The sequence below is a fragment of the Streptomyces sp. NPDC005551 genome (assembly GCF_042871785.1).
Lineage (GTDB): Bacteria > Actinomycetota > Actinomycetes > Streptomycetales > Streptomycetaceae > Streptomyces.
In genome coordinates this window covers 25874-40106 of record NZ_JBIAJE010000009.1, presented here as the reverse complement: position 1 = coordinate 40106, position 14233 = coordinate 25874, and the positions used below count along the sequence as shown (strand labels likewise).

Here is a 14233-nt window from a genome sequence, read left to right as displayed (position 1 = left end):
GGGTCCGGTCACGTGGGGCCGATCCGGCAGAGGCAGAACGGATGCCCCGCCGGATCGGCGTACACCCGGAAGTCGCGCTCGCCCCCGCCGTCGTCCACGTCGAGGGGACGGGCGCCCAGCGCGAGGACCCTCTCCTCGGCCGCCTCCAGCGCCTCCTGCGTGCTGCCCGCGTCGAAGTCCAGGTGCAGCTGCTGCGAGTTGCCGTCCGCCCGCGGCCAGTCCGGCGGCGTGTGGCCCGGCGCCCGCTGGAAGGCGATCCGATGACCGCCGGGCGCCTCCAGCGTGGCCCAGGTGTCGTCCTCCTGGCTGATCTCGCCGCCCAGGACACCGGCGTAGAACTCGGCGAGGGCGCGCGGTTCGGGGCAGTCGAGCACGACGGACCGCATGCGTGCGGCGGGTGCCATGACATCCTCCTCGGTCAGTGGGCGCACAGGCAGAACGGGTGCCCAGCGGGGTCGGCGTACACGCGGAAGCCGCGCGAGCGGTCCTCGGTGTCCAGCGGCTTCGCGCCGAGCGCCAGCACGCCCTGCTCGGCCGCGTCCAGGTCGCCGACGGTCAGGTCCAGGTGGAACTGCTGGGAGTCCTCGGCGGCGGGCCACTTCGGCGGTACGTACCCGGGAGCGGCCTGGAACGCCAGCGACGGTCCGCCGGGCACCGACAGGTCCACCCAGTCGCCCTCGCCCTCGACCGTGCCGCCGAGCACCTCGGCGTAGAACCCGGCGAGGGCACGCGGGTCGGGACAGTCCAGGACGACGGCACCGAGTTCGGCGAGAGCCATGCTTCCTCCTACGTCACCTGCGGAATCTGGTTACCGGTAAAAGCGAGTAACCAGTAACGGTCACTGCATGCTCCCGCACGAGAGGTAACGTCGCAACCATGAATGACCGCGCGCCCGCACCCGGCGCCCTGGCCCTGGTCCAGGCGCTGGTGAACACGCTGGACATCGAGTCGGGCGCCGACCTGCTGGACACGGCCGAGGGACGGAAGCCGTTCGGGCTCGCGGCGCCGGACGTGCCGGCGGCCCGCGAACTGCGCGAGTCGCTGCGCGCGGTGTGCCTGGCCCACGCCGGTCATCCGCCGCACCGTGACGTGACCCCGCTCGGCCGGCTGCTGGCGCGGGCGCCCCTGGTGGTGAGCGTGGACGGCCACGACGGCGCCGCGACGCTCACCGCGGCCGAACCGGCACCGCTCCTCTCGCAGGTGGCCGCGGCGATCGCCCAGGCGCTCGTCGACGGCACCTGGCCGCGCCTGAAGGCCTGCGAGGCCCCTGCCTGCCACTGGGCGTACTACGACCGCAGCCCGGCCTGCCGGGGCCGCTGGTGCACGATGTCGGTCTGCGGCGCCCGCGCGAAGATGCGCCGCTACCGCGCGAAGTAGCGGCTTGTGGCCACGCCCGGCCGCGCGGCGGTGGAGAATACGGGAGGACGCCGGTCCGGCCGACTGAGCCTCGGCCGGACCGGCGTCCTCCGTGAGAGGTCCGAGGGCGTGTCTACGCGGTCGGGCGGCCCATCGCCCGGTACGTCCAGCCCGCCCGGCGCCACAGCTCGGGGTCGAGGGCGTTGCGGCCGTCGAGGACCACCCGGGCGGTGACCGCCTCGCCCAGTACCGCCGGGTCCAGCTCGCGGAACTCCTGCCACTCCGTCAGGTGCAGGACGACATCGGCGCCGCGCACCGCCTCGACCGCGGAGTCGGCGTAACCGAGCGTCGGGAAGAGCCGGCGGGCGTTGGCCATGCCCTTCGGGTCGTACACGGTGACCTGGCCGCCCTGGAGGTGGATCTGCCCGGCGACGTTCAGCGCGGGCGAGTCCCGTACGTCGTCGGAGTCGGGCTTGAAGGTCGCGCCGAGCACGCCGACCCGCTTGCCGAGGAAGGACCCCCCGCCGAGCGCCTCCCGCGCCAGCTCCACCATCTGGCCGCGCTGGCGCATGTTGATGGAGTCGATCTCGCGCAGGAAGGTCAGCGCCTGGTCGGCCCCCAGCTCACCGGCGCGGGCCATGAAGGCGCGGATGTCCTTCGGCAGACACCCGCCGCCGAAGCCGATCCCGGCCCGCAGGAACTTCTTCCCGATCCGGTCGTCGTGCCCGATGGCCTCGGCCAGCTTGGCGACATCGCCGTCGGCGGCCTCGCAGACCTCGGCCATGGCGTTGATGAAGGAGATCTTGGTGGCGAGGAAGGAGTTCGCCGAGGTCTTCACCAGCTCGGCGGTCGGGAAGTCGGTCACCACGAACGGCGAACCCTCGGCCACGGGCGTCGTGTAGACCTCGCGCAGCAGCTTCTCGGCGCGCTCGCTGCGGACGCCGACCACGATCCGGTCCGGGTGCAGGGTGTCCTGCACGGCGAAGCCCTCACGCAGGAACTCGGGGTTCCAGGCCAGTTCGGCGTCCTCGCCGGCCGGGGCCAGCTCCGCCAGCCGGGCCGCCAGCCGGTCCGCGGAGCCCACCGGAACGGTCGACTTGCCGACGACCAGCGCGGGGCCGTGCAGATGCGGGGCCAGCGAATCGAAGGCGGCGTCGACGTACGACATGTCGCAGGCGTACTCGCCGTGCTTCTGCGGGGTGTTCACGCAGACGAAGTGCACGTCGCCGAACGCGGCGACCTCGGCCCAGTCCATCGTGAAGCGCAGCCGCCCGCTCGATCCCTCGATGCCCGCGACGTGCCGGTGCAGCAGTTCCTCGAGACCGGGCTCGTACATCGGGACCTCGCCCCGCTGGAGCATCTCGATCTTCTCGGGCACCACGTCGAGACCCAGGACCTCGTAGCCGAGCTCCGCCATGGCCGCGGCGTGCGTGGCGCCGAGATAGCCGGTGCCGATCACGGTGATCTTGAGGGCCATGCGGTGCTCCCGTGCTTCCAGGCGGACTTCGTTCGGCAGTGCGGGCCCGAGCATAGTCGGGGCGTGACGAGGCCCCTCACCGGGCAACTTCCCCCTGTCGCCAACCTCACGTATCACTCGGGCGGGCAGACCCCTAAAATTCGGGTTACTTAACGGTAATTAGCATCCTTGGAGCGTGAGAGACCTTGGCCGGATCGGCTGATTTCGACCTGTACCGCCCGTCCGAGGAGCACGACATGCTCCGGGACGCGATCCGTGCGCTGGCCGAGGCGAAGATCGCGCCGTACGCCGCCGCGGTCGACGAGGAAGCCCGATTCCCCCAGGAGGCCCTCGACGCGCTGACCGCCAACGACCTCCACGCGGTGCACGTGCCCGAGGAGTACGGCGGCGCCGGAGCGGACGCGCTCGCCACCGTCATCGTGATCGAGGAGGTGGCGCGGGTGTGCGCCAGCTCCTCGCTGATCCCGGCGGTGAACAAGCTGGGCTCCCTCCCGGTCATCCTCTCCGGCTCCGAGGACCTGAAGAAGCGGTACATGACCCCGCTCGCCAAGGGCGACGGCATGTTCTCGTACTGCCTCTCCGAGCCGGACGCCGGTTCGGACGCCGCGGGCATGAAGACCAAGGCCGTCCGCGACGGCGACCACTACGTCCTCAACGGCGTGAAGCGCTGGATCACCAACGCGGGCGTCTCCGAGTACTACACGGTCATGGCGGTGACCGACCCCGCCAAGCGCTCGAAGGGCATCAGCGCCTTCGTCGTGGAGAAGTCCGACGAGGGCGTCTCCTTCGGGGCCCCGGAGCGGAAGCTCGGCATCAAGGGCTCCCCGACCCGCGAGGTCTACCTCGACAACGTGCGCATCCCCGCGGATCGCATGATCGGCGAGGAGGGCACCGGCTTCGCCACCGCGATGAAGACCCTGGACCACACCCGCATCACCATCGCCGCACAGGCCCTCGGCATCGCCCAGGGCGCCCTCGACTACGCCAAGGGCTACGTCCAGGAGCGCAAGCAGTTCGGCAAGCCGATCGCCGACTTCCAGGGCATCCAGTTCATGCTCGCCGACATGGCCATGAAGATCGAGGCCGCCCGCCAGCTCACGTACGCGGCCGCCGCCAAGTCCGAGCGCGGCGACAAGGACCTGACCTTCCAGGGCGCCGCCGCCAAGTGCTTCGCCTCCGACGTCGCCATGGAGGTCACCACGGACGCCGTCCAGCTGCTCGGCGGCTACGGCTACACCCGCGACTACCCGGTCGAGCGCATGATGCGCGACGCGAAGATCACGCAGATCTACGAGGGCACGAACCAGGTCCAGCGCATCGTGATGGCGCGCAACCTGCCGTAACCCCGTCCCGCACCCGAAGGGCCCCGCCGGTCGTACCGGCGGGGCCCTTCCTGTGGAGTGGGGCGGGGCTCACTTGCCCGAGACCGTCACCTTCTCGTCGTTCTTCAGCTCGTTCACCAGGGTCTTGACCTTGGCCTTGTCCCAGACGAGGTTGCCGCCCGTGGAGCCCGAGATCGGCATGTTCATGGACGTGCCGTCCCCACCGCTGACGCTCTTCATGGCCCAGAACATGTCGCCGAGGTCGAACAGGCCCATGTCCTTGTCGACGATCAGGGTGTCCAGGCCCGAACTCATCGTCGGGTAGAGCTTGAAGGGGTTCAGGATCGTGCTCGGGGTGGCGACCTGGTTGGCCAGCGCCGAGAGGAACTTCTGCTGGTTCTTCGTACGGTCCAGGTCGCTGCCGGCGAGCGCGTACCGGGTGCGGACGAAGGCCAGGGCCTGCTGGCCGTCGAGCGTCTGCTTGCCCGCCTCGAAGTCGGCGCCGGACTTGGTGTCCTTCATGCCGCCCTTGGGGATCTCGATCTCCACGCCGCCGACCGAGTCGACGATGCCCGCGAAGCCCGCGAAGCCGATCTCCACGTAGTGGTCGATGTGCAGGCCGGTGTTGAACTCGACCGTGCGCACCAGCAGTTCCGGCCCGTCCTCGGCGTAGGCCGCGTTCAGCTTCACGTGCCGGCCCGTGCCCTGGTACGTCTTGCCGGACTCGGATCCCGTGAAGGTCGGGATCTCGACGTCGGAGTCGCGGGGCAGCGAGACCAGCGTGGAGCCGCCGCCACCGGTGTGCAGGATCATCATCGAGTCCGTGCGCTTGCCCTCCGCGGACCCGGTGTGCAGCTTCTTCTTCTCCTCGCTGGACATCCCGGCGCGGCTGTCGGAGCCGACGATCAGGTAGTTCGTGCCCTCGCCCGCCTCCGGCCGGTCGATCACCTTGGAGAGGTCGACCTCCCGGTTGAGCTTGGAGTCGGCCCAGAAGTACGTGCCGACGGACACCACGACCAGCAGCGTGACCAGCGTCAGCGCGGTCCACTTGATCCGCCGCCGCCAGTCCGGCGCGGAGCGCGGACCCCGGCTCCCGCCGCCGCCCGGGCCGCGGCCGCTCGGCGCCCCGTAGACATGGCCCGTGTTGTAGCCGCTGTCGTAGTCCGGCCCGTCGTCGTGCCCCTGTCCGTCGACGTACGTGGGCTGCTGCGGCACCCCGCCGTACGGCGGCGCGGACCGGCCGGGGCCGGGCGTCGCCGGACGCCGGACCTGGCGCATCACGCGCGCGCTCTCGGGCTGGGCGCTCGCGCTGCCGCCGCCGTACCGGTTGCTGCGGTTGTCGTCGGACCGCCCGTCGGGCCAATCGTTCATGCGGACCAGTGTGCAGTGCCGGACCAGGTGCCTTACAAGGTTCGGAGGAAAATAGGACCAGGGCTGTTGCCAAGCTGACACAAATCGGACCGGCTTAAGGTGGAGGCCATGACAGACCAGGTCCTCGCTCCGGAATCCGACGCTCCGGACGGCATCCCGGGAAAGCCGACATCGGCGTCCCGGACGACACTCAGCCACATCATGACCCACGCCGACACCAACCTGCTGGGCACGGTGCACGGCGGGGTGATCATGAAACTGGTCGACGACGCCGCCGGCGCGGTGGCCGGACGGCACTCCGGCGGGCCCGCCGTCACCGCCTCCATGGACGAGATGGCCTTCCTGGAGCCGGTCCGGGTGGGTGACCTCGTCCACGTGAAGGCCCAGGTGAACTGGACCGGCCGGACCTCCATGGAGGTCGGCGTGCGTGTCCTGGCCGAGCGCTGGAACGAGTCCACCCCGGCCACCCAGGTCGGCTCGGCCTACCTCGTCTTCGCGGCCGTCGACGCCGACGGCAAGCCGCGTCGCGTGCCGCCCGTGCTGCCGGAGACCGAGCGCGACGAGCGCCGTTGCCAGGAGGCGCAGATCCGGCGCACGCACCGGCTCGCCCGGCGCCGCGCGATCATGGACCTGCGGGAGAAGCGCTCGGCCGAGGGCCTGGACGACTGAGCCGCCCGCCGGTCCGGGTCGGGGCACCGCGCCCCGTGACTCCTGGCGTCGCCCGCCACGGCCGCACCGCGGGTCGGAGCGCCGCGCCCCATGACTCCCCGGCGCAGGCCGTTGCTACGGGCACACCACCTGATCGCCGGTCACCACACCGAACTCCCCCTGGTAGGGATCCGCGGCCTTCACCCGCCGTACGCCCCGGTAGTCCGCCCCCGCGATCACCTTCAGCGTCGGACCCTGGTCCCGCACCGCCCGCAGCTCGCAGCCGGGCAGGGCGGCCGCCAGGGACCTCGCCGAGCGGTCCCAGCGCGGGTCGTAGGCGACGACGGTGCGCTTCAGGGTCCGGTCGGCCGCGTTCGAGGGCAGCCGGGTGGTGAGGAACCCGGTGCGGGCGAGGGCGCCGTCGACGCGTCTGCCGAGCCCCTCCTTCGGCGTCGCGTTCTCCACCTGGACCCGGATCTGCTGCGGCGCCACATCGACCCGCAGGGCCTTGTGCCCGGCCTTGTGCCGGGCCAGGGGCTCGTCGTCGCGAAGCGCGCGGAAGAGCCTGGCCGCCTTGGCCCCGTCCCACTTCAGGGTGGAGCCGATGCCCTTGACGGGGTAGGCCATCTCGGCGATCGGCACGGTGGTGAACTCGGAGGAGGACGGCGAGAAGTTCCGCATCGCCCGCCCCAGGTCCAGCAGTTCGTCCGTGCCGAACGCCTTGTCCGCGCGCACCGAACCGAGCACGGCGTGCGTGACGTCACGGAACCTCATCGGGTTCAGCAGTACCCCGGACGACGTGGCCTTCTCGATCAGCGCGGCCAGGAAGCGCTGCTGGCGCTGCATCCGGCCGAGGTCGGAGGCGCTGTCGATGTGCCGGGAGCGCACGTACTGCAGTGCCTGCCCGCCCCGCAGCGTGTGCGAGCCGGCCGTCAGGTCGAGCCCGGTGTACGCGTCCTTCATGGGCTGCGCGGTGCAGATCTCCACGCCGCCGAGCACGTCCACCGTCTTCATGAAGCTGGTGAAGTCGACCTCCAGATAATGGTCGATCTTGACGTGGGTCATGTTCTCGACGGTGCGCACGGTCAGCTGCGGGCCGCCCTCCGCGTAGGCCGCGTTCAGTTTGACCGGGTGGGGTTCGTGCCGCCTGCCGGTGATCTGGTCGGTGTGCGCGGGCGTCTCGGCGTACGAGTCGCGCGGCAGGCTGACGATGCTGGCCCGCTCCCGGTCCTCCGAGATGTGCACGATCATGACCGTGTCCGTGCAGTGGCAGGGGGCACCGCCCAGGTGGTACTCGGTCTTCTCCTCGGGGGTGATCCGGTCCCGGCCGTCGGTGCCGACGAGCAGCACGTTCATGCCGTTGCCGCCCTCGGGGCGGTTCTTCATGTCCTTGAAGGGGTCGACCCGGGCGATGTCCGCGTCGAGGTTGGTGACCACCGCGTGCCCGATGCCGGCCGAGGCCAGGACGACCACGGAGAGCGTGGTCACCGTCCGCATGGCCCAGCGGCGCTTCTCGCGCGGTACGGCGGGCCGCTGGGAACGCGGCGGCTCCGGTGGGCGGGGCTTCGGTGCTGCGGGGGAGCGGGGCGGCGTGGGCGGCGTGGGCAAGGGGGGCCTCCGCGAGGGCCGGGCGTGGGAATCCGTGAGCACCGTAGGCCCATACGATCTGCGGCCCGGGTCCGCGCCCGTGCGGCGCGCACCGGTGTCCCCCATTCGCGGTAACGTGACGTCCGATGAGCGAGAAGTCTGACGTGCCGCCCCCCGCCGTTTCTGTGATCATGCCCGTCCTCAACGAGGAGCGGCATCTGCGCGGGGCCGTCCAAGCGATCCTGGCGCAGGAGTACGACGGCGAGATGGAGGTGGTGATCGCCCTCGGCCCGTCCTCGGACCGCACGGACGAGATCGCCGCCGAGCTCGTACGCGACGACCCGCGTGTCCACACGGTGCCGAACCCCACCGGCCGCACCCCCGCCGCGCTGAACGCCGCGATCAAGGCGTCCCGGCATCCCGTGGTGGTGCGGGTCGACGGACACGGCATCCTGTCGCCGAACTACATCGCGACCGCCGTCCGCCTGCTGGCGGAGACGGGCGCGCAGAACGTCGGCGGGATCATGCACGCCGAGGGCGAGAACGACTGGGAGCACGCGGTCGCCGCGGCCATGACGTCGAAGATCGGCGTCGGCAACGCGGCGTTCCACACCGGCGGTGAGGCCGGCTCCGCCGAGACGGTCTACCTCGGTGTCTTCCGGCGCGAGGCCCTGGAGCAGCAGGGCGGTTACAACGAGGAGTTCATACGGGCCCAGGACTGGGAGCTGAACTTCCGGATCCGGGAGGCGGGCGGCCTCATCTGGTTCTCGCCCGAGCTCAGGGTGTCGTACCGCCCGCGCCCCTCCGTGCGGGCCCTCGCCAAGCAGTACAAGGACTACGGGCGCTGGCGCCATGTCGTCGCCCGCTACCACGAGGGCTCCATCAACCTGCGTTATCTCGCGCCGCCGACAGCGGTGTGCGCGATCGCCGCGGGCGTGGTGGTCGGCCTCGCGGTGACGCCCTGGGGCCTGCTGGTTCCCGGCGGCTACCTCGCGGCGATCGCGCTCGGTTCGGTGCCGGCGGGCAAGGGGCTGCCGCCGAAGGCCCGGCTGCAGATCCCGGTCGCCCTCGCGACGATGCACATGTCCTGGGGGTGGGGATTCCTCACCAGCCCGAAGGCGCTGGCGAAGAAGGTCATCGCCTCGCGCCGTCCGGCGGTACTGAGCCCGAACTGACCCTGTCCGTCCGTGACCTGGCCCCTCCCCCCGGCGGCAACGCCGGGGGGAGGGGCCAGGTTCCGTTCTAGGACCAGGTGAAGTTCGGGTTCACCTTCATGCAGGCTCCGGCGTCGGCGCCGTTGAGGGCGTCCGCCGTGTCCGGGGTCTTGTTGTCACCGGCCTTGGCCTTGTACGCCGTGCCCTCGCGCCAGTCGGCGCCGACGACGAGCGTGACGCCCGAGACGTCCGTGGACCTCTCCACCGCGCTGAAGGGGACCTTCAGGGCCTTGGCGACCCGCTGGGCGTCGCCCTCCAGGTCGGCACTGGGGTAGCGGATCACCGTCTCGTCCTCGGCGGTCGCCGTGGTGGTGTCCGCCGTCGTCCTGGCGAAGCCCTTGCCGACGAGCAACTGGCTCACGGTGCTGGCCCGTCCGGGGACCGGGCCGAGCGTGGACGTGCGGGTGCCGTTCTGCACGGTGACGCCGATCCGGTCGTCGGCGGCGGCCGGGTCCGAGGAGGCCTTGTCCCCGGCGGACTTCGCGTCCTTGCCGTCGAGGGCGATGTCCTCGCGCACGAGACGGAACAGCTTGGTGGCGTCGTCCGTGGGCTCGACGCGCGCACCCACGTACCGGTTGGGCATCGTGGTCATCGTGATGCGCTCCGGGGAGACCTTCTTCAGCTCGTTGCCGAGGTCGTAGAGCTTCTTCACGGTGCCGAGGCCCTCGTCGACGGTCAGCGCCCGGGTGGCCGTCTCGGCGAGCTTGCGCAGCTTGTTCGGGTTGCTGACGGTGGCGTTCTCACGCAGCTGGCGGACCATCGAGTTCATGTACTGGTGCTGGGCCTTGGCCCGTGCCAGGTCACTGCCGTCCTCGAAGCCGTAGCGGGTGCGCAGCCACTGCAGGGCCTGCTCGCCCTTGATCGACGTGGTGCCCTTCTTCAGCTTCAGACCGGAGCCATGGCCCTGGCTGTCCTTGGAGTAGATGTTGGCCTTCACGCAGACCGGCACCCCGCCGATCGCGTCCGCCATCGACACCACACCCGCGAAGTCGATCTTCATGAAGTGGTCGATGTGGATCTTGGTGAGTTTCTCCCAGGTGGCCACGGTGCAGCCCGGGCCGCCACGGCCGAGCGACTGGTTGGTCATCACCCGTCCGACGGTCGCCCGGTACACGTGCTGGTCGTCCGGGTCCGTGCACGTGGGTATCTCGACCAGGGTGTCGCGCGGCATGCTGACCACCGACATGTTCGTGCGGTCGGCCGAGAGGTGCAGCAGCATCTGGACGTCGGCGAGCGGGGTGCCGCCGAACGTCTCCCTGGCGCCGCCGAGCTTCTGGTTCTCCTTGGTGTCCCGCGCGTCCGAGCCGATCAGGAGGATGTTCAGCGGGGTCTGCCCGGCCGCGTTCGGCTTGGGCGCGGCGGCCCTGTCCTTGGCGTCGCCGATGTTCAGGTCGTCCTTCTGGATGTTGCCGTTCAGGTGCTGGTAGTAGAGATAGCCGGCACCCGCGGTGCCGAGTATCAGTACCGCCAGAACCATCGCCGACCAGCGCAGCGCACGGCGTCTGCGGCGCGGCCCGCGGTTCTCGCCGCCGGGCCGCCGGCCGCCGCGTCCCCGCGTCCCGGGGGACGGCCCGTCGCCGTCCTTCCTGGCGCGTCCGGACTCCTCCCGGGCCGGCCCGCCGGGCTCCCGGACCGGGTCACCGTTCTCGTCGTTCTCGTCGTTCAGACCCTCGTCCCAGGCTTCACCCGCGTGCCGGACACGTGACCGTGCCCCCTCCCCACGCACACCGCTCTGCGCCATACCCCTGCCTCCCCACCCTGCACCTGACGAACGGGCCCGTCCCGCGTCCGGTTGGACGCGCGGGCGCCCCTATTGGTTGGACGCGTGACGGACCCGTCAGGTCATCAACTGGCGCACACTTGCTTGTCCGCCGTGGACTTGTCGACGTCCAGGTCCACCGACGAACCCGTCAGCGGCACACCCGCCCCCTTGAAGTCCTCGCCGAGGGTCAGCACCATCGAGGGCAGCCCCTGGGAGTTCTCCTCGCTCTTGCCGGGCTTCAGCGCGGAAGCGGACAACCCCATCAGATCGGCCAGCTTGCGCGCCTGGTCCGCCTGGTCCGGAGAGTACTCCAGGGTGGTCTTGCTCAGCGTTTCGTCCGCGTTTCCGAGCTGGCTGGACTTGAGCACGCCCTCATCATTCTGCAACCAGCTGAGAGTGCGCTGTGCGGAGCCGGGTTCGGCGCCTCCGTTGTAGATGTCGACGCGGATTTCGGAGGCGGCGGAGCGGGAGCCCTTGAGGCGGGCGGCCACGGCGGCCTTCTCCTTCTTCTCCTTCTTCTTCACGTCGGTCAGCGACACGTCGTTCTTCATCGCCTCGAACAGCGGCTTGGCCTTGGTGTCGTTGACGACGACGGTCGCCTTCACCGTCTCGGCGGGGTTGTCGAGCACCGGCAGCGTGGTGAAGGTGATGTTCTTCGGCGGCACCTTCTTGAGCTCCAGGGCCATGTCCTTGAGCGTGCTGACCTTGCCGATGCCGGTGTCCACGGTCAGCGCCTCGGTGGCGGCCTCGGCCAGTTTGTAGAGCTTCTTGGGGTTGGTCAGGGTGTTGCCGGAGGACATCTTGCGCATCAGCGAACCGAGGAACTGCTGCTGCACCTTGATGCGGTCGAGGTCGCCCTGGTTGCCGAAGCTGTGCCGGGTGCGCACGAAGGCCAGGGCCTGCTCGCCCGCGACCGTCGATTTGCCCTTGGGCAGTTTGAGGTGCGATTCCTTGTCGTCGACGGGGTGGGCCACGCACACCTCGACGCCGCCGACCGCGGAGGTCAGCGTCTTGACCGCGTTGAAGTCGGCCATCATGAAGTGGTTCGGCTTGATGCCCGTGAGCGCCTTGACGGTGAGCATGGTGCAGCCTGCGTTGCGGCCGCCCTGCCCGAGGCTGGTGTTGAAGCGGACGCTCTGCGAGCCCGGGACGACCTTCTCGGAACCGTCGTCCTGGATCGTCGGGCACTTCGGGACGTCGGTGATCAGGTCGCGCGGGATGCTCAGCGCCGTCGCGTTGGAGCGGTCCTTGGCGACGTGCAGCAGGATCGTGGTGTCCGCGTGCCCGACGCTGTCCTTGTCGCCGTAGCCGCCGTTGCCCTCGCCGGTGCGCTTGTCGGTGCCGATGATCAGCAGGTTGAAGGCCTCGTCCTTGCTGAAGCCCTCGCTGCCGGCACTGCCGACATCGGTCGTGTTGACGTTTCCCTCGAGATGCTTGAGGTACATGTAACCCGCGGCACTGACGCCTACCAGCACGAAGGCCATCGAGCCGCCGGTCCACAGCAGTATCTTCTTCGCCTTCGACTGCTTCGGCTTCTTGCCCGGCCGCGAGCGGCGCCGGCCCGGGGGCTGCGGCGGCTCGGCGGGCGTGCCACGGCGTCGGCGCGGGCCGGGCAGTGTGTCGGGGGCGAGGGTGTCACGCTCGGCGCCGCTCTTCCCCCGAGCGGGCGCGCTGCGCGTACGGGTCCCGCCACCGGTGCCGGTCCTGCGCGGTCTTGGCACTCCCGGTTGCGCTGCGGAAGGAGTCAGTCGCAGTTCGTATTCGCCGGTGTCCGGGTTGAGTACCCACTGGTCTGCGGGGTCGATGTCGTCCGCCCGCCCACGGCCTTGCGCGTCCACGGTTGTCTGAATCCTCCGTCGGGGCCACGCGGCGCCTTTGTCCCCCCTCTAAAGGCGCTCGGGTCTCGGTCAAGCAGTGCGCGACCCCAGGACAGTCCTCGTGGCCGGGTGCACCGGATCGCTCACACTATCCGCCCAGTTCAGCGTCGGGCGACGGCGGTGACAAATTCCACTTCCCTACAACTGGGCAATCCGCCCCATTTCTTGGGACTGGTGTTCCCCGTCTTGGTGTGTGCTTTACCCGCAGCCGTCCTCAGCGGCCGTGTTGCCGCGGAACGTGGGTGCCGGGTCGGGGGTTTCCACGGGGCTGTCGGGCCGTCTGCCACCGGACTTCCCGTCGCCGCCCGGCTCCGCAGCGTAGCCACGCGACGCACTCGCCGGGTTGGGAGGGGAGTCGTACGGCCCTTCGCCACCCCGCCCGTACGGGTCCTCCTCGGGGCGCGGGGGCGCACCCCGGCTCCGCCCGGCGGAGTCCTCCGGAAGTTCTTTCGAGACCTCCACCGGCGCGTCCGCGCGCAGCCGTGCGAAGAGCAGGTCCGCCGCGGGCTCCACGAGCTGGTCCCGGTTCGCGTTGTAGGCGTACGACGTCCTGGGGACCGTCAGGAACCGCACCCGTTCCGTCGGGATGTCGCGCATGCCGCGCACCAGTTGGTACAGCCCGCGCAGGCTCGCCAGCGCCGGATCGGTGGTGAGCGAGGAGGTCGCCGCGTCGAGCAGCGGATACAGCTTCGTGGGGTTGAGCAGGACGTCGTTGCTCTGCACCTTCTTGACGAGCGCGCCGAGGAACCGCTGCTGGCGGTCCATCCGCTCGGTGTCGCTGCCGTCGCCGATGCTCTTGCGCGCGCGTACGTAGCCGAGCGCCTGCTCGCCGTCGAGCGTCACCCTGCCGGCGGGCAGCCGCAGTTTGGCGGCCCTGTCGTCGATGGGTTCCTTCAGGCACACCCGGACGCCGTCGATCGCGTCGACCATCTCCTTGAAGCCGCTGAAGTCCACGACCACGTGGTGGTCGACCCGGATGTCGGTCAGCTTCTCGACGGTCCGGATCGTGCAGGCCGAACCACCCGCCTGGAAGGCGTAGTTGAACATCGCGAAGACCGCTTCGGTGCGGGTGCCGTCGGGGCGCCGGCAGCCGGGCACGTCCACCATCAGGTCCCGCGGCAGCGAGACGGCCGTCGCGCTGTGCCGGTCGGCGGCCAGGTGGAGCAGGATGGTGGTGTCGGAGCGCTCGGTGCCCGAGTCCCGCCCGTACTTGCGGTTGCCGTCGCCGGAGCGTGAGTCCGACCCGATCACCAGGATGTTCTGCGCCTCGCGCACGAGCGAGGTGGGCCGCTCCCTCTCGTACCGGGCGAGCTCGGCGGCGGCGTCGTTGTCCGAGGTGATGTTCGAGTTCAGCTTCTCGTACACCGCCCAGCCGGTCACCGCGGCGCAGGCCGTCACCGCGGCGACCCCGGTCGCGGTGTGGCGCAGCCAGCGCCTGCGGCGCCGTACGAGACCCGCACCGGTGGGAGACGCCCCCGCGCCCGGGCCCAGCGTGTCCGCCCGCACGGGCGTGTCGTCGCCCGGAGGTCCGGAGGGCGGGCCCGCGGTGTCGGTCACGTCGGCATCCACCCCTCCTGGCGTACGAGCGTCCCGTGCTCCTACGACCATGGCCCGAACGG

At 70.5% G+C, this 14233-nt stretch carries 12 protein-coding genes; 4 read left to right on the top strand and 8 right to left on the bottom strand.

The genetic code is table 11. From position 1 onward, the window contains the following. Positions 1-8: 8 nt before the first annotated feature. Both ACFYP4_RS25340 and ACFYP4_RS25335 read right to left on the bottom strand, forming a co-directional pair. Complete coding sequence (locus ACFYP4_RS25340; RefSeq protein WP_358854417.1) at positions 9-404, bottom strand: VOC family protein; 396 nt, start codon at positions 402-404, stop codon at positions 9-11. A gap of 14 nt (positions 405-418) precedes the next feature. Further along, positions 419-778 (bottom strand): VOC family protein, encoded by a 360-nt coding sequence (locus ACFYP4_RS25335; RefSeq protein WP_358854416.1) that lies wholly within the window; start codon positions 776-778, stop codon positions 419-421. Positions 779-876: 98 nt separating this feature from the next. Here ACFYP4_RS25335 and ACFYP4_RS25330 point away from each other — a divergent pair, with 98 nt between their 5' ends. Next, positions 877-1377, top strand: coding sequence for a CGNR zinc finger domain-containing protein (locus tag ACFYP4_RS25330; protein WP_388788289.1), 501 nt, complete (start codon positions 877-879; stop codon positions 1375-1377). 112 nt (positions 1378-1489) lie between these two features. Here the strand turns inward: ACFYP4_RS25330 and ACFYP4_RS25325 are convergent, their stop codons facing one another. After that, positions 1490-2833, bottom strand: coding sequence for a UDP-glucose dehydrogenase family protein (locus ACFYP4_RS25325; RefSeq protein WP_388788286.1), 1344 nt, complete (start codon positions 2831-2833; stop codon positions 1490-1492). 185 nt (positions 2834-3018) lie between these two features. On the opposite strand from ACFYP4_RS25325, the gene ACFYP4_RS25320 reads away from it, so the two are divergent. Beyond that, complete coding sequence (locus ACFYP4_RS25320) at positions 3019-4176, top strand: acyl-CoA dehydrogenase (protein WP_358854413.1); 1158 nt, start codon at positions 3019-3021, stop codon at positions 4174-4176. Positions 4177-4245: 69 nt separating this feature from the next. Here ACFYP4_RS25320 and ACFYP4_RS25315 read toward each other — a convergent pair whose 3' ends face one another. Beyond that, on the bottom strand, positions 4246-5526 hold the full coding sequence (locus tag ACFYP4_RS25315) for an LCP family protein (RefSeq protein WP_358854412.1): 1281 nt from the start codon (positions 5524-5526) through the stop codon (positions 4246-4248). 108 nt (positions 5527-5634) lie between these two features. Between ACFYP4_RS25315 and ACFYP4_RS25310 the strand changes: the two genes are divergently transcribed. Further along, a complete protein-coding gene (locus tag ACFYP4_RS25310) occupies positions 5635-6195 on the top strand; it encodes an acyl-CoA thioesterase (RefSeq protein ID WP_358854411.1) in 561 nt (186 codons plus the stop codon). A gap of 114 nt (positions 6196-6309) precedes the next feature. On the opposite strand, the gene ACFYP4_RS25305 is transcribed toward ACFYP4_RS25310, so the two are convergent. Continuing rightward, complete coding sequence (locus tag ACFYP4_RS25305; protein WP_388788282.1) at positions 6310-7671, bottom strand: LCP family protein; 1362 nt, start codon at positions 7669-7671, stop codon at positions 6310-6312. Positions 7672-7907: 236 nt separating this feature from the next. On the opposite strand from ACFYP4_RS25305, the gene ACFYP4_RS25300 reads away from it, so the two are divergent. Next, positions 7908-8936 (top strand): glycosyltransferase family 2 protein, encoded by a 1029-nt coding sequence (locus ACFYP4_RS25300; RefSeq protein WP_358854409.1) that lies wholly within the window; start codon positions 7908-7910, stop codon positions 8934-8936. A gap of 67 nt (positions 8937-9003) precedes the next feature. Here ACFYP4_RS25300 and ACFYP4_RS25295 read toward each other — a convergent pair whose 3' ends face one another. The 3 genes from ACFYP4_RS25295 to ACFYP4_RS25285 form a co-directional block, all read right to left on the bottom strand. After that, positions 9004-10716, bottom strand: a complete 1713-nt coding sequence (locus ACFYP4_RS25295; protein ID WP_388788277.1) for an LCP family protein — start codon at positions 10714-10716, stop codon at positions 9004-9006. 104 nt (positions 10717-10820) lie between these two features. Then, the gene (locus tag ACFYP4_RS25290) at positions 10821-12575 is read right to left on the bottom strand and encodes an LCP family protein (RefSeq protein ID WP_358854407.1); all 1755 of its coding nucleotides are present in this window, start codon (positions 12573-12575) and stop codon (positions 10821-10823) included. Positions 12576-12812: 237 nt separating this feature from the next. Next, entirely contained in the window at positions 12813-14171 is a 1359-nt protein-coding gene (locus ACFYP4_RS25285; RefSeq protein ID WP_388788274.1) for an LCP family protein, read from the bottom strand. Positions 14172-14233 lie beyond the last annotated feature (62 nt).

Coding starts and splice junctions, on each gene's coding strand:
- ACFYP4_RS25340 (WP_358854417.1), bottom strand. CDS start 404: ATGGCACCCGCCGCACGCATGCGGTCCGTCGTGCTCGACTGCCCCGAA.
- ACFYP4_RS25335 (WP_358854416.1), bottom strand. CDS start 778: ATGGCTCTCGCCGAACTCGGTGCCGTCGTCCTGGACTGTCCCGACCCG.
- ACFYP4_RS25330 (WP_388788289.1), top strand. CDS start 877: ATGAATGACCGCGCGCCCGCACCCGGCGCCCTGGCCCTGGTCCAGGCG.
- ACFYP4_RS25325 (WP_388788286.1), bottom strand. CDS start 2,833: ATGGCCCTCAAGATCACCGTGATCGGCACCGGCTATCTCGGCGCCACG.
- ACFYP4_RS25315 (WP_358854412.1), bottom strand. CDS start 5,526: ATGAACGATTGGCCCGACGGGCGGTCCGACGACAACCGCAGCAACCGG.
- ACFYP4_RS25310 (WP_358854411.1), top strand. CDS start 5,635: ATGACAGACCAGGTCCTCGCTCCGGAATCCGACGCTCCGGACGGCATC.
- ACFYP4_RS25305 (WP_388788282.1), bottom strand. CDS start 7,671: ATGCGGACGGTGACCACGCTCTCCGTGGTCGTCCTGGCCTCGGCCGGC.
- ACFYP4_RS25300 (WP_358854409.1), top strand. CDS start 7,908: ATGAGCGAGAAGTCTGACGTGCCGCCCCCCGCCGTTTCTGTGATCATG.
- ACFYP4_RS25295 (WP_388788277.1), bottom strand. CDS start 10,716: ATGGCGCAGAGCGGTGTGCGTGGGGAGGGGGCACGGTCACGTGTCCGG.